General features: G+C 42.1%; 18 protein-coding genes and 1 pseudogene. 6 read left to right on the top strand and 13 right to left on the bottom strand.

Going from position 1 to position 18,785, the window contains the following annotated elements:
* Positions 1–119: 119 nt before the first annotated feature.
* The 12 genes from NSQ68_RS07935 to NSQ68_RS07880 all read right to left on the bottom strand — a co-directional run bounded on the left by NSQ68_RS07935 (position 120) and on the right by NSQ68_RS07880 (position 12,577).
* Positions 120–368, bottom strand: a complete 249-nt coding sequence (locus NSQ68_RS07935; RefSeq protein ID WP_250244289.1) for a CPCC family cysteine-rich protein — start codon at positions 366–368, stop codon at positions 120–122.
* 176 nt (positions 369–544) lie between these two features.
* On the bottom strand, positions 545–1,000 hold the full coding sequence (locus NSQ68_RS07930) for a hypothetical protein (protein WP_250244288.1): 456 nt from the start codon (positions 998–1,000) through the stop codon (positions 545–547).
* Between the two features lie 838 nt (positions 1,001–1,838).
* The gene (locus NSQ68_RS07925; protein ID WP_307349119.1) at positions 1,839–2,243 is read right to left on the bottom strand and encodes a hypothetical protein; all 405 of its coding nucleotides are present in this window, start codon (positions 2,241–2,243) and stop codon (positions 1,839–1,841) included.
* 146 nt (positions 2,244–2,389) lie between these two features.
* Positions 2,390–3,760: a helix-turn-helix transcriptional regulator gene (locus NSQ68_RS07920; protein WP_342428506.1), complete on the bottom strand. Its 1,371-nt coding sequence runs from the start codon at positions 3,758–3,760 to the stop codon at positions 2,390–2,392.
* Positions 3,761–4,209: 449 nt separating this feature from the next.
* Positions 4,210–5,541: a helix-turn-helix transcriptional regulator gene (locus tag NSQ68_RS07915; protein ID WP_342429093.1), complete on the bottom strand. Its 1,332-nt coding sequence runs from the start codon at positions 5,539–5,541 to the stop codon at positions 4,210–4,212.
* 222 nt (positions 5,542–5,763) lie between these two features.
* Entirely contained in the window at positions 5,764–6,219 is a 456-nt protein-coding gene (locus NSQ68_RS07910; RefSeq protein WP_342428505.1) for a GNAT family N-acetyltransferase, read from the bottom strand.
* A gap of 95 nt (positions 6,220–6,314) precedes the next feature.
* Positions 6,315–6,989, bottom strand: coding sequence for a VOC family protein (locus tag NSQ68_RS07905; protein ID WP_342428504.1), 675 nt, complete (start codon positions 6,987–6,989; stop codon positions 6,315–6,317).
* 94 nt (positions 6,990–7,083) lie between these two features.
* On the bottom strand, positions 7,084–7,608 hold the full coding sequence (locus NSQ68_RS07900; RefSeq protein ID WP_307349110.1) for a hypothetical protein: 525 nt from the start codon (positions 7,606–7,608) through the stop codon (positions 7,084–7,086).
* Positions 7,609–7,842: 234 nt separating this feature from the next.
* A complete protein-coding gene (locus NSQ68_RS07895) occupies positions 7,843–9,018 on the bottom strand; it encodes an MFS transporter (protein WP_342428503.1) in 1,176 nt (391 codons plus the stop codon).
* A 76-nt stretch (positions 9,019–9,094) separates the two neighbouring features.
* A complete protein-coding gene (locus NSQ68_RS07890; protein ID WP_342428502.1) occupies positions 9,095–9,406 on the bottom strand; it encodes an ArsR family transcriptional regulator in 312 nt (103 codons plus the stop codon).
* A 130-nt stretch (positions 9,407–9,536) separates the two neighbouring features.
* Positions 9,537–11,585 (bottom strand): iron ABC transporter permease, encoded by a 2,049-nt coding sequence (locus tag NSQ68_RS07885; protein WP_307349105.1) that lies wholly within the window; start codon positions 11,583–11,585, stop codon positions 9,537–9,539.
* Positions 11,582–12,577: an iron-siderophore ABC transporter substrate-binding protein gene (locus tag NSQ68_RS07880; RefSeq protein ID WP_342428501.1), complete on the bottom strand. Its 996-nt coding sequence runs from the start codon at positions 12,575–12,577 to the stop codon at positions 11,582–11,584. The genes NSQ68_RS07885 and NSQ68_RS07880 overlap by 4 nt, the downstream gene beginning before the upstream one ends.
* A 168-nt stretch (positions 12,578–12,745) precedes the next feature.
* Here NSQ68_RS07880 and infC point away from each other — a divergent pair, with 168 nt between their 5' ends.
* From infC to NSQ68_RS07865, 3 genes and pseudogenes are all read left to right on the top strand, one after another.
* Positions 12,746–13,258 (top strand): translation initiation factor IF-3, encoded by a 513-nt coding sequence (gene infC, locus NSQ68_RS07875; RefSeq protein WP_342428500.1) that lies wholly within the window; start codon positions 12,746–12,748, stop codon positions 13,256–13,258.
* 60 nt (positions 13,259–13,318) lie between these two features.
* A pseudogene (locus NSQ68_RS07870) lies at positions 13,319–13,925 on the top strand (kanamycin nucleotidyltransferase C-terminal domain-containing protein).
* A gap of 436 nt (positions 13,926–14,361) precedes the next feature.
* Complete coding sequence (locus NSQ68_RS07865) at positions 14,362–14,910, top strand: hypothetical protein (protein ID WP_307349101.1); 549 nt, start codon at positions 14,362–14,364, stop codon at positions 14,908–14,910.
* A gap of 108 nt (positions 14,911–15,018) precedes the next feature.
* On the opposite strand, the gene NSQ68_RS07860 is transcribed toward NSQ68_RS07865, so the two are convergent.
* Entirely contained in the window at positions 15,019–15,402 is a 384-nt protein-coding gene (locus NSQ68_RS07860; protein ID WP_025723972.1) for a DUF423 domain-containing protein, read from the bottom strand.
* Between the two features lie 219 nt (positions 15,403–15,621).
* Between NSQ68_RS07860 and NSQ68_RS07855 the strand changes: the two genes are divergently transcribed.
* The 3 genes from NSQ68_RS07855 (at position 15,622) to NSQ68_RS07845 (ending at position 18,762) form a co-directional block, all read left to right on the top strand.
* Positions 15,622–16,095, top strand: a complete 474-nt coding sequence (locus NSQ68_RS07855; protein WP_342428499.1) for a hypothetical protein — start codon at positions 15,622–15,624, stop codon at positions 16,093–16,095.
* A gap of 32 nt (positions 16,096–16,127) precedes the next feature.
* Positions 16,128–16,979: a DegV family protein gene (locus NSQ68_RS07850; RefSeq protein ID WP_342428498.1), complete on the top strand. Its 852-nt coding sequence runs from the start codon at positions 16,128–16,130 to the stop codon at positions 16,977–16,979.
* 157 nt (positions 16,980–17,136) lie between these two features.
* Complete coding sequence (locus NSQ68_RS07845) at positions 17,137–18,762, top strand: S-layer homology domain-containing protein (protein WP_342428497.1); 1,626 nt, start codon at positions 17,137–17,139, stop codon at positions 18,760–18,762.
* Positions 18,763–18,785 lie beyond the last annotated feature (23 nt).

Raw genomic sequence — 18,785 nt, 5'->3', positions numbered from 1 at the left:
AGCTAAATATGGACCAGTATAATAAAGGAGCAGCGGCGGACACAAGATTTTATTTATCAAGTCTTGTGTCCGCCGCTGTTGTCATTGAACTAATGTTTTCCGTTAGCGTAATGAGACTGTCACTTTTTCAAAAGTGGTTTCCAGTTCTCATTACGCTCATCGTTAATCGTTGGCTTACGATTAACACGTCCTTGTAAATAAGCTTCTTGATATTGCCTTAGCGATTCAATATTTGCTCCCCCTTCATAATCGGGATCGTGGTATTGAATAGCATCATCCTCCCAAAAACAAATATCACAAATGTCATAGGTACCTGGTGGTTCATAATCCAGTGTCTTATAACCACAGCATGGACATGCATATTTCATATATAGTGACCTCCACATAAACAGCAGCACTTTGATGTGTTCGCTATATGATTAACCTAGCCTGTCCGTTAGCTTAATGAGATAAAGTAACTTATTAAATGTATATCTAATCGTCGATCGGTACAAGTTCTTGTCCCTCGACAACTCGACTTTTAATAGAAACAAATTCTGCCTCTTCAATATGGTGCTTTTGACTGTGTAAGAAGAACTTGTCCTTTTGGTAGACCTGTCCCACCGTAAATAGTCACTGTATAAGCGCCTGAAGGAACAAGTGGCATACTATCATTATTTACAAGTTCTACTGTTGCGTCTGCTGCAACACTTGCATTAAAAATAACTGTATTCTTGCTGTTGTGCTTTACTTCGATCCTAAAAGAGTGTGCTCCAGTATTTTTTGCATTAAGTTTAATATGTGGATATCCAACTGTCACAGAATAATCTTTTTCAGGGTCCACTTTATCACCCGCTAAATCCCAAGTTAGTGTATCTTCGAGTGCATCAGGACTGCTTTCAAAGGTTTCATTTTCTTCTTTGGATTTTAAATCAACATTATTTTTCAAGGCACTTGAAACGCCAATAATAAGTAAAATAGATGCAGTAGTAACAATAATCTTCATAACTTTGTTTTTCATTCATGTAACATTCCTCTCAATGAACAGATTTCAACTAGCGTTTCCCGTTAGCTTAACAAGGATTTCTTTTAAATACTAGGCTTTTCCTATACTAATTTGAATGGGCTTTATAGTACAAAATTCTCCTTTTCCATAAACATTATTGGAGGCTAGTAAATGAGTAAATTTGAAAAAAATCTAATTAAGTATTTGTCTTACGGTTTTTGTGTAGGAATTTATTATTCCTTTATTAAGGGGCCAACTTTATCAATCTCGTTTATACTAAGCCTCATTGCTGGAGTGGTGTATACAATCGTTTTTTTATGTATAAAAGGAAATAAGTAGATTTCCCAGAATAATCCCAAAGCAAAAGGAACCGTCTAATCGCAATAGCTCCTTTTCTTTATTGACGGTTTAAAGCAATATTGCGCCACTGGTAACGCCACTTTAAGCTTGCTCCAACAAAGGAGATCGTTATGAAGAAATATGGAATACCAATCTTTATAATAATTATGTTTGCAAGCATTTGGATAATTAGTAGCTACACAACTAAAGTCGTACTCAAAAAGAAATATTCAGCTATCTTGTAAAAATTCAAGGTATTTTGATAAAAAAGAGCAGAGTAAAATTATTCAGTATAACCAATCCCCCGTTAAAGGAGTAGATGATGGGATTTATAATTATAACCATCATGAAAACAAATAATATGATCGTCTAGAAACTAAGATGGACTTTGAAGGATTATATCGGGAATATTGTTGTTTGCTGTGTTCAAAAACTCGTACCCTTTATTTAATTGACTAACTATGCAAAAAAGCCTGCTCCCATTTTATTATTAAAGGAGCAAGCTTATAAAATATTAATCATACTCAATGAACACATTGCCGTTTCCATTGACGGCTTTCTGTAACAATATAATTATATCGTTCTTAAGATCAGGAAGTAAAGGTAATATATTAGTCAAACTTTTCGCTTCTTCCTCAGTCAAATATTTAATATCAAATGAATCAAACAATTGTAGGGTCTCTTTAATATTTTCCACTTCCCATGGACTTTCCTCATACCAGCCTTCGTGGGCATAATATTCACTTAGTATATTACTTTGTGCAGATTCTAGTTGAACCAAACAATCCAATAATGTATCAAAGTATCCATTCCATATCTTCAATACATAGCTTTCATCTGAATTTGTATAAATCAATCTTATTTCTGGTTCTCCTTCAAATCCAGCATAGTAGGTATTATTTATTTTATCTGTCTTCATACTCTTACTCCTTCTAATGGCTGTGGTCTTGAAATTGAGAGCATTTTTATTTGTAGATTCCTCGCGGGGACCTGTTGGTCCGTAATTGAAGCCATTCTCTCAATGCTCAATAGGAGGTGCAACCAGTTAGGAATGGTGGGATCAGCTTACTCTTCCTCCTCGTTAACCGCTTTAATCAGATCTCCGTAGACTGCCCTCGTATGAGCAGATGCATGTTCTTTAAAATGTGTAAACAACCTCATACATCTGATTGCTTGTATTCTATTATTAGCTTCAGCAGACTTTTCCAAACAGCTAAACAAAAATGTGAAGCCTTCTGAAAACCTCCCCTTACGCAAAAGATAGATCGCCAATTCCCTTAAAAAATGAGTAACACGTTCTGTAGTAAATTGTTGATTGTACACCCCCATACACTCAGGCTTATCCAGCAACGTGAAGATTTCCTTTTCAAATTGCTTTAGAATATGATCAATATCTAAACGAAATCGATTTGCAGCTTCAATTATATTTTCTAATCCAGGAAGTATCTCTTCACTCCTGGAAGAAAAGGACGCTACATAATCATCCAAAACACCAATTTCACCAGCGTGAAGTTTATTTACATAAGCGTTGGCTTCAGACCACTCTTCATACCGCTTTTTCCATTCCAAGCTGATTTCATCGGTTTCCTTCACCCAACTTAAATCAGCATATTTGTACGTATGTTGAAGCGCTTTCTCATAATCTTTATGTGCTTCACACACTTCATCACGAAGTAAATGAGAAAAAGCCCAGTAAGCAAAAGGTGGAGAAACAGGTTTCTTCAAGTTCTCTTTTTTTACGTCATGAGCTTGGTCTAACTTATATTGAATTTCTGCTTTAATCTCCAGAGCTTTAGCGAATAGTTCTACTTTATCCCATTTTCGTAACGAACGGTATGTATTCGCCAAGTCTTTTAATGCTTCTAACTGATCTATCTCATCTAAACGTTCAACGTAAGGCTCAAATTGAATGGCTGCATCATAGTTTTTCTCTTGATCGTCTCCAATACGAATCGTAAACAATCGATACTGGCAAACCGCTAATCGTTCTGAATACTGATATCTCTCCCCTTCTGCTACATTTTCATAAAGGAACGCCGCTGCTTCAGTATAACCTTTTTTAAAAGAATCCTCGGCTACTTCAAAAAGTGAAGGAAGATAAACAGGATTATCTAGCAACATACCTACAACTCTTCGCAAGCAATCAAGTCGTCCTAACTCCACGCATCGGTACAAAAAAGGGCTGATTCTTCGCCAATTGAGCGGTTCTTCTTCAATACATTCATCAATATAACGTTCATAAAAATAATCTGGTGGTAAATTCATTCCCATAGTGATGCGATCTAGCTGGTGAACTGAAATTGATCGGTTGCCCGTCACAATGCCACTAACTGTTCCTACATTCAAATCAATAATGTGACCAAACTCGGTCATGGTTAAGCTTTTCCGTATCAGATAGGTTTGAACTTCTGCTCTAATCGTAGGTGTAATCTCCATAGATAAACCACCCTTTCAACGTAGACTCGGCATATGATACATAATTAAACCATGTAAAGAGAAGCAGTTAGTAAAAATTACTTTAGCCCATCATTGTCTTTTGGAACAAAGTCATATACCTTTCAGTTGTTACAACAACACACATTACACTTTTGCACTTTTTACATATATTTCTCAAAAGAAGATTTCCTCATATTGCTTATATACAGCAAAACGCGCAATAAAAAGGCTAGACGGATCATTCCATCTAACCTCTTCCATTGTCCATTTGGTTTAATATTCTGCCCCATTTAATTGCATTAAATATCAAGCATCTTTTTCCTGTTAGAAATAATTACATTTCGCCATGATATGTTGGTTGATAACTAGACTCTTGATCATGAAATTGTAAGGAAGCAGTCGCTATCGTTACTAACATGAAACTGGTTGCTAAAAAGGTTAGAATTATTTTACATTTCATCTACTTCCACCTCATTAATCAATTTTCTGTACGCTTTCTTAGTCTCAAGGGATGCATACTCTTGAAAAGACTCATACAGTCTCATACATTTAATTATATATGATTTATTATTGATTAATGTAGATTTTTCCAAACAACTTAATAAAAATTTAAAGCCATCAGAAAATCTTCCTTTAGTCAAAAAGTAGACTGATAATTCCTTAGAAAAATGTATAAAACGCTCTGTTATGAATCGTTGAGTATAAAAGCCTTCAATTTCTTGTTGTTCTAAATAAGATGAAATGTCCTCCTTGAATTGCCCTAAAATATCATCTACATCAAATTGGTATCGATTAGCCGCCTCGAAGATATTATCAAGTGCGGGAAGAACCTCATCTTTCCTTGAAGAAATATAAGCTACATACTCGGGAAGTACGCTCTCTTCGCCTGAAAGAAGCTTATTTACATAAGTATTTACTACCGCCCAATCCTCATATTTATTTTTCCATTTCAATGTTTCTTCATCTGTATCCAAAACCCAGCTTAAATCAGCATATTTTTTGATATGATGAAACGCATGTTCATAGTCTTTTCTTTCACCACAGACTTGTGTGCGAAGTAAATGAGAAAAAGCCCAATAAGCAAACAGAGGAAAGCTTGGTTGCTTTGCATTTTCTTTTTTGGAAGGATGCCGTTGTTGCTCCATGTTATATTGAATTTTTGCCTTGTCTCCCAAAGCTTTAGCGAATAATTCTACTTTGTCCCATTTTCGTAACGAACGGTATGTATTCGCCAGATCTTTTAATGCATCTAACTGTTCGATCTCATCTAGCCGATCAACGTATATTTCAAATTGAACGGCTGCTTCATAGTTTTTCTCTTGATTATCTCCTTGTCTCGTTTGGAACAAACGATATTGGCAAATTGCCAAACGTTCTGAATATTGCTTTTTCTCACTTAGAGCCACATTCTCATACAGAATAGTTGCCGCTTCGTAAAGCCCTTCTCTAAAAAGTTCTTCTGCAAGCTCAAATAAGGATTCTGAATAGCCCAACTTATCCATCAATAAATTAACCACATCATGAATGCAGTCCAATTTATTGAGTCTCGCACAATTATGTATAAAAGGACTCATTCGACGCCAATTCGGATTAGCCTCTGTTAAATACTCAGACACATAGCGTTCATAGTAATAACCAACGGGATAGCCCATCGCTTGTGTAATTCGGTCTAGCTGATCGACTGAAAGCGTGCGGTTCCCATTAATAATACTGCTCATGGTGCCCGGATTCATTTCTGCTTCTCTAGCTAAATCACTTAGGATTAAATCATGATCTTTCATATGTTTTGTTATCTCTGTGAGTATCGTGGTTGTTGTGTTGTACAAAGTAACCACCCCTTGTCAGGAACTTAGTAGGATATCAACTCATTAAAAAAGGACTATTGCAATCCAATGATTGTATAGCCTTTCCGCAATTCATTGTACCATCTTTTGGCACAATATCATATACCTTTCAGAACCTTACTTAAGATACCTTTGAAGGGTTTGCAAAGAAAATAAGCTCTACAAATCCTGAGACATACGAATCATATCTCTACATTGTATGCCATTCTCATAAATTTCTTCTACATAGTTATGTCTGACAAAGAAATCTAGATCTACACCTACAATTCTGAAACCACATTTTTGGTAGAGAGCTAACTGTCCAATGCTAGAGTTTCCTGTACCAATTTCTAACGTTTTATAACCTTGTGCCCTAGCTATTTCAATGGCATGTGTCACTAATTGTCTGCCTATTCCTTTACCATGCATATCTTCTGATACTGCTATATTCACTAACTCAACTGTTTCAGGTCTTGTAGGTAAAAGAACATAGACTCCAACGATATGATGGTCCATCTCTGCTACATAACACTGCCCTCTTTTCAAATATCCCTCAACAAGTTGGCGCGAAGGATCAGCTAGTAACAAGAGCTCTAACGGATAATTTTCATTTGAATTTAGCAATCTAATATTCATCTATTCTCTCCTATATGTATGGTAATCCCCCGGATTTTCCTCTTATTGATCTATTCTAGAAATCCAGGGGGGTGACGATGAGATGAAGCCTTAACTCAGGTTGATCTCAATTCATACGACCCATTATGAAGCGAAAGACTGGCAGAGTATGGACCTTCAAACAAGACACGGATGCTGAACACGGTCGGAAGCCTATCGTCAGGAAACCAAGGACGTTGCTTATCTATGACTATAAATGATCCTTCCACATCCCCTAGCGGTGCGAATTTCTGTCCAGCCCCTCCCCATGAATTAAGTTGGAACGTTTCGGTAATTATTCTAGATACCTCTGGAACATCATCGACCGGAAGACCAATCTCGCTTATACGAAGTATAGAGTTGGGTCCGAAAGCTTCAGCGACTGCATTATCGAGTGTATGGTGGACAATGAATTCAACGAGGTTTTGATCCGGATCATAGAAGTAAAACGCGGTTGCATTCCAGTTTTCGAAAAAAAACTCATCTTCTTGGTTCCTTGAAATCAATGAAATCCCACGGTCGATTACCCACTGTTTTGCTTCTATGAATTTATTCGTTGGAATCGTAACTGCAATATGATAAAACTCATTTTCCATGTGGGAGGATTCCTGAAAAGCAAGTACCGATTCCCCTACTTGAAACGACAGCCGCGAAGGGCTTTCCTCCACAACCTGCAAATCCAAGAGAGAGCCGTAAAAAGCTTTTATCGCTTCGAAACTGTGGGTGCCTAAGAGCACTTCTTTTAATTTCAATGCATTGGTCCTCCCCATATATAATATTGAAGCCCATTGTCCGTAGTATCCAGATCAGCATTTTATCTCAGACTGTATGAGGTCATTACATTGGTTATTGATTATCCCTTAAATCGCTTAGAAATTTGGCATTCACATCTAACGCCGTAAATTGAAGTAGTATATCCTGTTCATCCAGAGCTTTACTTTTTGCCATTTCAAGATAAAGCTTGGGCTGGTCCCGAAATGCTCTTGCACTCCCAATCGAGTATGCCTTCTGGAGATATTCATGAGCTAATACAGGCTTGCTTTGAAGAAGAAGTGTTTCCGCCATCTGAATATAAGGTTCAGCATGTATAATCCGGTATCCTGCACCTTCCAAATCTAAAATTTCCTCATTTAAAAGCTCTACTGAGCGCTGAGTATCCCCGTTATAATTGAGAATTTGAACGTATTGATGCAAGGTTACACCTGTGATGCCCCATGTGTGCTTAGGCTCGGGTATTAGATCCCAAGCCTTCTGTGCTTTTTCCACAGCCAAGTTACTATCTAATGGGAGTGTATGAGCTGCTTCCTCACCAAGAGCCCAAATTTCCTCTTCCAATTGAGCCTCCAGATCGTGATACATTCGAATATTCATCTATTCCTCCCAGTTAGATAATATAAATTCAACACATAGAGATGTCTACTCTTTCATTGCGATTAGCGAAAACGCTTAATTAAGGATATCACTCCCCAGATGAGCAACGCCAATATCCCGCTAACGATTACGAATGTCATTAAGATCGAAGTCCATACGATATGCAATCAACATCACCCCATGCATCATTTTATGGTCATCTTGTAGAGTACTCTTCTAATGTCTCTCCATATTTTAACGCACGCTGGCTTCCGCTGCATTCGAATTGAACATTTTTATTTTTATAAACATAGATAAGAATGCTAGCAGCGCAAACATCATTCCGCTCCAGATGAGCTGGTGTATTCCCAAGTGAGAGATAAACCACCCGCCCGTAGCAGCCCCCATCGTAATACCTAGATTAGAAAATGAGACAAACAAGCTGTTACCAAACTCTGGAGCTTCTTTCGCTTCAGTGGTTAACCATGTTTGACTAATAATAAGCCCCCCGGAATGCACGGCCCCCCAAATGAGCACAACCACAATCATCGGTAGGAAAGAAGCCCCGAGAGCATAAGTGAATACGTAAATGACCATATATAGTAATGGGAACATGAGGACGGTCTTTGTCAGATTTTTATGTAATAATCCTCCAAATAAAAAGTTTCCAAAAATCATGACGATTCCAAAGACCATCAACATCATACTGATCCATGACCCGTTCATAAGAGTTACTTCTCCAAGATATTCAGCAAAGTAGCTATACACCGAAAACATAGCTGCAAAGATAAAAATAACAGTCACAATGTTGAACCACAATTGAGGTTTACGTAATATACCAAGCTGTTTGCCATAAGACATCTTTTCCTGAACCGGCAGGGAAGGAAGCCATACGAGTATTCCCACAAATGCAATCATGCTTACGACAGCTCCAAATAAGAAAGCAGCTTCTAACGATATCTTTTCAGCAAGATAGGAAGTCAAAGGCACGCCAAACGCAAATCCTACCGTAATTCCAGCGAAAACCTTGGTGACGGCTTTACTGCTCTTTTCACGTGGGACAAGATGAGCTGCAGTCACGAGGGCGACCGAAAAAAAGACAGGATGAAAAATAGCAGGAAGAACACGAAAAATGAGCATGACCTCAAAATGAGTGGTATAGGCATAGACTATATTGGAAATGACAAAACTGAATACAGCGGCTAATAGAATGACTTTACGATTCATGCCGGAAACGAGTAAGGTCAAGAACGGACCTGAAATGGCAACAACTAAAGAAAAAATACTGACGAGCCAACCAGCCTGGGCAGCTGATACATTGAATTTTTGAGTTACTTGAGGAAGAACGCCTATAATCCCCATTTCCGTTGTAATAATACCGAATACGCCTAAAGCCAGAATGATAATAAGTAATGGGTTAACCTTTTTCATTTTAAGTATAAGCCTCCAATTTAATTATATATACAGATTTGTAGATATGTTATGTGAAAAAAAACCTCCTTTCTGTTTATAGTTCCTTTTGAACGTACTCGGCAAATTCCCGGATTGTTTTTTCATTCCGACGATAGTACGTCCACTTCCCAATACGCTCAGACTCTAACAAACCGGATTTTTGCATCGTTAATAAATAACTTGAAATCACAGACTGCGCAAGTCCCGCTTTAGCCTGAATATCTCCCACACATACACCAATTTGAAAATTAAGTCCTTGCTTTAGATAAGCCTGTTCATCAAAAAACTCTTCTGGTTTTTTTAACCACAGCATAATTAGACGACGAGTTTCGTTTGACAATGTTTTATAAATCAATGACGGTTCCATATAAAACATTATATCTATTTTATTAGATTTGTAAATATAAAGTCCAATGATTACGTAGAAAAATAAATAATAAAGGCTGCCTCCCCACGAGAAATCCGTTGAGAAACAGCCTGGTCAAATACATATTCAACTACACTGACTTACTCTTATTGGAGCGGTACATCAAGTACAGGAAATACGGTGCACCGATCAGTGCGATCAGCAATCCGGAAGGAATTTCAGTCGGCGCAAGCACTGTCCGTCCAATTGTATCAGCCAGCACCAGCATTACCGCTCCCAAGATGCTAGACAGAACGATAGAGCGACGTACATGGTGCCCGATCAACGTACGCACGATATGCGGAGCAATCAGCCCGATGAAGCCAACTGTTCCCACACAGGCCACCGCTCCGCCTGCCAGCAGCACACCCACTGCCATCGCCAGCAGCCGGGTACGGCGCACCGGAAGTCCCAGTCCCATGGCGCTGCTATCGTCAAATACCAATAGATCGAAACGGCGAGCTAGCCACCAGGCTATTGGCAACAACACGAGCAGAAAGGCCAGAATAGTGGCCACCTGCCCCCAGTTTCGAGCGTAGGTACTACCGGTCAGCCAAATATAGCCTGTGCTGCCCCAAAGCGAACCTTGGATAATCAGTATCTGAATGCCAGCTGCTCCGATCGCTGATACGGCAATCCCAAGTAGGATGACCACAGACGGGTTTAGGTGCTTGTTCCATGATAAAAAGAAGATCACCGCCGCCGACACCGTCGCTCCAGCAATCGCCGCGATGGGCAGCATATAAACAGGCAGCCCAGGCCAAACGATAATCACTGCAAGCGCTCCAAAGCCAGCCCCTGAAGAAACACCAATGATCGAGGCATCCGCTAAGGGGTTACGAACGGCTAATTGGATCAAGACACCGCTGACCGCAAGCGCGATACCAGCCCCGGCTGCCACCAGCGTGCGCGGAATTCTAAACTGCAGCAAGGCTGAATTTGCGTTCTCACCGCCGAACAGGCCGGACAGTAAATCGCCAACCGGAATTCGCATCCCTCCAAACATCAGGCTGAATACGGTCAACAGCACGGCACCGCACCCCAGCAACGTGACCAGCCTGCCATATGGTAATTTCCGAGAGCGCACACCTATGTTCATTGAAGATTGTCCATTAATCCCAGAAGGCAGCTTCATCTTCCACAGAATCAACCAAATTAACCAAGGAGCCCCAATCAAGGCCATCATTGCTCCGGTCGGCAGATCCATGCTTGATTGGTGGACCATCTTCGCCAGCACGTCAGCGCCGGTCAACAGTAATGCCCCCCACAGAAAGGAACCAGGCAGCACCCAGCGATGCATTTTTAGGCCGCTTAAGCGCACCAAATGAGGAGCTACCAAACCCACAAAACCAATAGGTCCAATGACGCTGACTGTAATGGTCGACAGCAGGACAGCTAAAACAATTCCCACCGCCCGGGTCAAACTAACCTTTTGTCCAAGTGACGTGGAAGTGGACTCATCCAGATCCAGGACATCAAATTGTCTTGACAGCAGAAAGGCAATGACCGAGAGTCCTACGACCCAGGGCCAGGCGTAAGTCGTCCCGCTCCAGTCGTTTTGCACAAGCGAGCCAGAACCCCAGAGAAACAGTCCCTGCGTTTCAAATGAATAAAAGATATGCAAAGCTCCGGTAAAGGAACCGAGAACCATGGATACAATCAAGCCGGCAAGCGCCAACCGAATCGGACTTCCAGCTCGTCCCCCGCCCATGAAGTAAGCGAGTACCGCTGCCAGCAGGCCACCGACAGCGGCAAATAGAAACGGCGCCTGATGCAGCAATCCGGGAAACATCACCGCGCCAAGGACGACCACAAAGTAGGCACCAGCGTTAATTCCTAGTGTATCAGAAGCCGCCAGTGGATTTTTGGTGATGGCCTGGAGCAAAGCACCAGCGATGGCAAGCGCACCACCAGCCAGGATTCCGATGACCGTACGCGGCATCCGGAGATCCCACACCATGTTATGTTCAAGCGTATCCTGACGCTGGGTCAACGCCTCAATTACCGTATGAAGCGGGATCGAAGCCTCTCCATAACACAAGCTTACAAAAAAAAGCACGATGAGGACGATCAATCCGCCCCCAAAGATGCTTCCTACACGCCAAGTCTTCGATAAACCCGTTGTGTCTGTTCGGGTCATTTCGTCAGAGCTCCGACTACCTGATCAACCAGTACTTTGGATGAGATTGGGCCGCCGAACGTCCATGTTGTTCCGTCCAGTGGGTAGGTCCGTTTTTCTTTGACAAAGTTTAGTCCGTTCCATACCGAGTTGTTCTTCATCGCGGCTCCAAATACATCGTCCGTCTTTTGCGTAATATAGATAAAATTGCTGTCCTGCACAGCTGGAAGAGCCTCAATGCCAACGGTGCTAAACCCATATTTCTCGGTCTTGTCCGACTTCCAGTCGTTCACCATGCCAATTTTCGCGAGCGTTCCCACTACAACCGAATTTTCCTTGAACATTCGCAGACTGGCAGCATTTTGAGCTGTGAAGGCCTGTGTTAGCGCATAGTGAAAGTCTGCTTTGCCCGCTTTCTCTAATGTAGCCTTTGCCTCTACATAGTGCTGGTCAAGTTCGCTTAGGACCTTATCAGCCTGTTCCGTTTTTCCGGTAGCCACAGCGACTTGCTTGAAAATTTCGACCATACGGTCGTAATCATAGCCGTTCCCCTTGTAAGGATCGAATTCTATCGTTGGTGCAATCCCCTTTAGCTGTGCATAGATCGCTGCATTGTTATCGGCGTTAGTGATAATAAGATCCGGCTTGAGCGCCGCAATCGCTTCTAGATTCGGTTCGCCCCGTGTGCCGATATCAGTTACGGTATCAGCCAGCTTCGCCTCCGGTGTTACCCACAGCTTGTAGTCTTCATTGTCCGCATTGCCGACAGGCTGTACGCCGAGTGCAATGAGGTCCTCGGTAAACGTCCATTCGAGTACAACCACACGTTCCGCTGGCTTGTCCAGCTTGACTTCCCCATGGTCATCCTTAACCGTAACCGGACCAGCCGTTGTGGATGTCTGCTTAGACCCTGCAGTACCTTCTGTCTTCGAGCTATCCCCAGCCGCACCGCAGCCCGCCAATACAATAGTAAATACTACAAATAATAATAGGCTATTCAACATCTTTTTCATTTCTCTCAGTCACCCCTGTATGTATATTGCATTGGAAAATGATAATCATTATCAGTAAAAGATTATAGGGCTTAGTGACTTTTGTCAATACGGATAAATCTAAAATTGAATCGCAAACAGGTTCCGTATATGATAGCTTTATCATTGTTTAAGGGAGGCTTCATTTACGTGGCAGTATTAATCAACGAGCAAATTAAAGCTGACGAAGTGGTACTCACTGGACTCGCAGGGGAGAAGCTCGGCGTTGTCTCCAAGTCAGAAGCCTTGGCTATGGCCCGATCCAAAGGGGTGGACCTGGTCTGCACCTCACTGATGAGCAGTCCACCGCCCTGTAGCTTGGTCGCGAAGGGCAAAGGAAAAGCGCTGGCGCAAAAAGAAGCCGCAGCAAGCAAAAATGTCGGCCGAGCCGCAAAAAACAGCGGCAAAGAAAAGATCAAGGAGCTTCGCTTCACTGCTCATATTGAGGAACATGATTACGATACGAAGCTGCGTCAGGCAGACAAACATCTGCGTTCCGGCAAACCGGTGCAGTTGGTCGTTAAAGCGTCTGGAGCAAAAGAAGCCCCCGTAGCCAAAGCGGTACTAGAGCGGCTACTGGTCGATCTGAAGGAAGCCGGATTGAAGGAAACTGGAATCCAGACGAGCGGCAAGGGCTCACAAGTGAAATTAAACCCACGCTGAATGGCGAATCCGTAAATTGGACAAGTCACTTAGACCGTAGGAAACAGAGGGAGGTCACTAATGGACATGAATGGACCTGTCAACATTTCTCGAAGTGAGAGACTTCAGACTTGCCACGATATAGCTGCGAGGTTACATGAAGTATACAGAGACAAACATTCTTCTTAAAATTGCCTCTACTGTTGAGGGCGATTGGCCGTTGACACATGGCCCCTTCTTTTCCCCACTTCGTCTGTATGATCCTGAAGACTTTTTTTCTATATTAAAGGAAGCGGCCGAATCCCCAACAAAGGAAGATTTCAGGCATGCCATCAACGAAGTGCTTGTAGGTGAAATGTACGAGTTTATAGGAAAGCTTAGAAATATCCGTATAAATGGTCCTCATACCTACTTACCGTACTTGGTAATGCAGTTTGCCCAATATGGGGCTATGTTAGTTGGGTTACACAATCAGAAGCTCTTCTCAACGGGTTCAATGGTTCTACCGGAGGCGCTGGAACTGCCGAGTCGTCCAGAAGGATTTGATCATGTAGTTAAGTTGGCTATGTCTGGAGATTTAGCTGAACCAGCGAAGATCATTTCAGCCTGTGAAGATTTCTGGGGTGGTCTTGTGAATTGGACAGTCGAACATGACTACCTTATTCGATCACAACGAATCCCCTTTTGATCGAAAATAAAATTCGCTTTAATTGCGCTTACTATAATATATCATGTTTTTAATATGCCCAGTCCCCCTTTCGTTAAGGGGGATTTCACTTTTCTTCTGGATCAATAATACTCATTAGTTATACTTTACCACTGTAATATATTTAAAATTTAAACTACTTGATTTCACCCACTACCTCCTTTATTCTCTGTATATGTAACTCTGTCTTTGCTTATCTATATCCGATGCTCACATACTGTCCTCATTCGTATACACATGCAAAAAATGTACAATTCCAGTGTACTCCATTAAAATTTTACACATAGAGCTTTATATAGATTTTATTTTTGTTAATATCCAACAACAGGGCCTTAGGCACTATGATAGATTACATTTTAATGATATATTGATAGGTACTATAAAAGACTAATTACCCATGGCTTGGGCTGGAGGATGTATGAAAAAGGAATCAAATCAAGACGAAACCAGTTATTTATTTAATGTAGATGTATTAGTTAAAGGCCGTTCGAATGTAGAGGCCCTTCAGTTCCTGCTTAATCTCTTGAGCCAAAACGAACACATTGCGGATAGCCGGATTCAATCCGGTATCGAACTTGGCAATTTAATTGAAGCTGCACTGTACCTAAAAAAACAGTCAGCCGTAAATAGCCCATCTGATGCAGCCGCTACGCTCGCGGAAAAATTCTCTAAAAAGAAATCAGCCGCAAGTACGAACAAGCCACCAGTCGTTCAAGAGATCAAACAATCCCACGTACAGCCAAAGCCTGCAACACAACAAGACCTTAGTACGTATGAATGGATCAAACGCTATATACATGATAATACGCTTGTACGGTTAATCGTAAACCGCTATGGTGGACAGCGCAGCATTCCTTGCCGCATCCTCAATCTGGACCATGATAATAGCCTGCTGAGTGTGTATCATGTAGATGAGAAGCAAGTGTACTCCTTTAAAATGAATGAGATCGATGAAATCACATCGTAAATGTAAATACTTCACAAAAAAACGAAGCATGAAAAAAGAGAACGGTCAGGAAAAACATGGCGTCTTTCTTGCCCATTCTCTTTTTTTTTACATTATCCGAAAAGAACTCTAATCCTCTTTCTTCAGACCCATGGCAGCCCATGCCAGCAATATCCATCCTGCAATAAAACACACGCCTCCTAGAGGGGTGATAGCCCCCAGCACACGGATTCCGGTCAGACTAAGCACATACAGGCTACCAGAAAACAAAATGATACCCGTCAATAACAGACGCGCTGCCCATCTTAGACGATTGGAAGGCCCCCACTGTCCAGCAGCCAACGCAATGATCAGCAAACCGACAGCGTGAATCATATGATATTTCACACCTGTTTCATACACGGCCAAAGCATCCGCGTCGATCCGGGCTTTCACAATATGTGCCCCGAACGCTCCAATGGCTACCGCCAACATCATCATTATAGATCCCACAAATATCCATTTTCGTTGCATGTTTGTGTACTCCTTTTCATCTCATCCTTTTAGCCGAATGTTCTTCTTATTTTATCGAAACCGTATGAAGTTTACCAGCCAGCGTGTGTGAACAGACCGCATACAGAATTGGATGATTAGACCCTGTCTTTTGAAGGGTAATGTGCAGGATGGCTTGCTTTTTTGTTTATTTTGTGGAAAATTAGTACCTGTTCGGACTATGTTCAAGGAGTGGAAAAAATGAGTAACCAAGATCCTAATTTGCAAAAGCCTGCTGCGCCTGAGGAGCACCCTGTTTTTTCAGAATCTCCTGTGTTCCAGCCTCCGGTCAAGCTCAAACATTCCGGTCCCGGAATTGCTTCTTTTATTATGTCGCTTGTCAGTCTGATCGGATATATTATTCTGGCTATTATGGTTATTAATCTACTGGCTCATTTCGGCCAATACCAGACGATGAACCCGGAAGTCGCTCTACAGCAAACCGGAACGGTATTGCTTCCTTTTATTTTTTTAGGCAGCCTGTTGCTGAATTGTAGCGGACTTGTCGTCGGTATCATTGGAATTGCGTTAAAAAATCGTAAGAAAACCTTTGCTATTACAGGCTTAATCATTAATGCACTTATTATTGTGGGCTTTATTGCACTTCTTGCCATCGGTCTTTCCGTTCCGAATAGCACAGCGGATATCTATCCTTCCTCCGTGCAATCTTTATAATTTTTCTGCATCACACAGAGAGGATTCAATGTATGAACAAAATTAAAATTTTTGCCGACAGTACCAGTGATATTCCTACTTACTGGCGTCAACAATACGAGATTAGCATTGTACCTTTGTATACGGTATTTGGTGATGAAGCATTGCAGGATGGGGTGAACATTCAGCCGGAACAATTATTTCAACATGTAAGTCGCGAGGGACATTTACCACGTACCGCCGCACCTTCTCCGTCGGATTTTATTCAAGCCTTTGCGCCCTACATAGAACAAGGGGACGACATTTTATATATCAGTCTGTCTTCCGAGCTATCATCGACGTACCAGAATGCGCTACTCGCTGCCTCCGAATTTCCGGAAGGCCGCATTACGGTTTTTGATTCCTTGAATTTGTCGTGCGGCTTTGGCCTGCTTGTGATGAAAGCTGCTCGTGCGGCAGCCAACGGCAATACGATAGAGCAGATTGTAGACATGTTGACGAAAACCAGGCCGTTAATAGACACGGAATTTGTCATCGATACACTTGAATATCTGTATAAAGGCGGAAGATGCTCAGGCATGCAAAATCTGATCGGCAGTCTGCTCAAAATTCGTCCGGTGATCAAAGTAATTGACGGAAAAATGACGCCAGCCTACAAAGTCCGCGGCAAACGTGAAAAAGCACTGGATCAGATGCTGCAAAACGCTTTAAATCAACGAGATCAGATGGATAACGATATCATTATTGTCGTGCACGCTTTGGCCGAGGAAGATGCGCTGATGCTGCAAGCTCGCTTGAAAGAAGAAACAAACGCACAAGAGGTATTGCTAACTACAGCAGGCTGTGTCATTTCCAGTCATTGTGGTCCACAGACTATCGGTATTATGTATGCCAAAAAAGCATAGTTTATCCAATATTAGACCCGTTGCCGCATAGGTAGCGGGTTTTTTGGTATTTTTCCAGCAATTTAGCAATGAATAACTTTCCTCTTTTTGATAGTATTATTCGTCGAGTAACGAACTATGAATCTACAATCTATCATAAAAAAGAAGGTTATTTGGTATGAGTTCCAAACGATCACGTTGGTTAACCAAGCTCACCCTATCAGCAACGGCAGCCATCACAATATTCACAACATTCACTTCATACTTAGCTGCTCCAGCAGCAGCATCCGGCGCTACGTTCCAAGATATTGCACACAGCTATGCCTATCAGTCTATTATTTCCCTGCACGCTAAAGGAATTTTGAACGGTACACGACCTGGTTACTTCTCTCCTAAAAAGGCTGTTACCAGAGCCGAATGGGTTACCGCACTGGACCGTACACTCGGTCTGGAGCCTGTACAAGCACCCGTTCCCTCCTACCGAGATGTTGCCAAAAAGACGTGGTACTATGGATGGATTGAAGCGGCTTCGCAGCTCAATATCGTTCAGGGGGGAGCGTCTGCCACATTCCAACCTAATAGTCCTATAACCCGTCAAGAAGCGGCTTTGATGATCGCACGTCTCATCCGCTCTTCGGGCGGATCAGGAGGTGCTACTGCCTCCTTCACAGATACTGATGAAATTGCAGATTGGGCTCTTGATGCGGTAATCACCGTAAATCGTTACGGCTTTATGAAAGGTGAAAGTAACTATTTTCGTCCTGCATCCTCTCTGACCCGTGAAGAAACAGCGGTCTTACTGGAGCGACTGCTTACGTATTCAACAAAACATGCTAACCAAACTGCTTCCACCGCTTCTTCCATACGAATAGGCTGGCAATATGATCAAACCGTTCAGCAGTTTGAAAATACGGTGCTCCAATCCAACATCAACACCCTGTCACCACGTTGGTTTTTTCTGAATGAAACAGGTATTATCAGCGATTATACCAATTCATCGCTGCTTACCTGGGCCAAACAGCATCATAAAAATATCTGGGCGATGGTAGGCAACCGTTCCAACCTGGCACTGACGCACCAAATTCTGTCCAGTGAGGTTCTACGAAATACAACCATAACTCAGCTTGCTAATGCTGTATCTATACACGGTTTGAACGGACTTATCATTGATTTTGAAAATGTAGATGGTCAGGATCGTGCCAATTTAACATTGTTCGTCCAACAATTAAAAGCTAAGTTGAAGAGTCAGAATACGGTACTGGCGATTTGTGTATCTCCTGATTACGGAACGGACTGGACTGCCGCCTTTGATTATAAGCAGCTTGGCGCTGCGGCAGACTATCTGATTTTGATGGGATATGACGAGCATTGGGGAGGCAGCTCGATCCCCGGCTCTGTGTCCTCACTGCCATGGCTCCGTGAAAGCGTGCGGCGTTTTGTACAAACCACCTATCCAGAGAAAGCGATTTTGGCGTTGCCATTATTTACGCGGAACTGGACGCTTAACGCTAGCGGAAAGTCAATCGCTTCCTCTGATATTTCACTAGATCAGCAAAACCAGCTCGTATCCCGTTCCGTCTCCAAACCAATCTGGAATGAGGATATTCAACAGTATACCGTGTCTTACAAAGACACGCAGTTTCATAAGCTGTGGCTAGAGGAAGGACGATCCTTCACTCGTAAGTATCGCTTGGGGCAGGATGCTGGGTTTGCTGGCTTCGCCTACTGGTATGCGGGCGGAGCCAGCTCTGATCTGTGGTCCAGTGTAAAAAACGCAGACCGATTTATACAGCGTGGTTTATAAAATACAAAGCCTTCAACCTCACA

Source organism: Paenibacillus sp. FSL L8-0158 (assembly GCF_038592965.1).
In the GTDB taxonomy this organism is placed as follows: domain Bacteria; phylum Bacillota; class Bacilli; order Paenibacillales; family Paenibacillaceae; genus Paenibacillus; species Paenibacillus polymyxa_D.
Note: the sequence above shows the minus strand (reverse complement) of the source record. Positions and strands in the feature narration are given on the sequence as shown.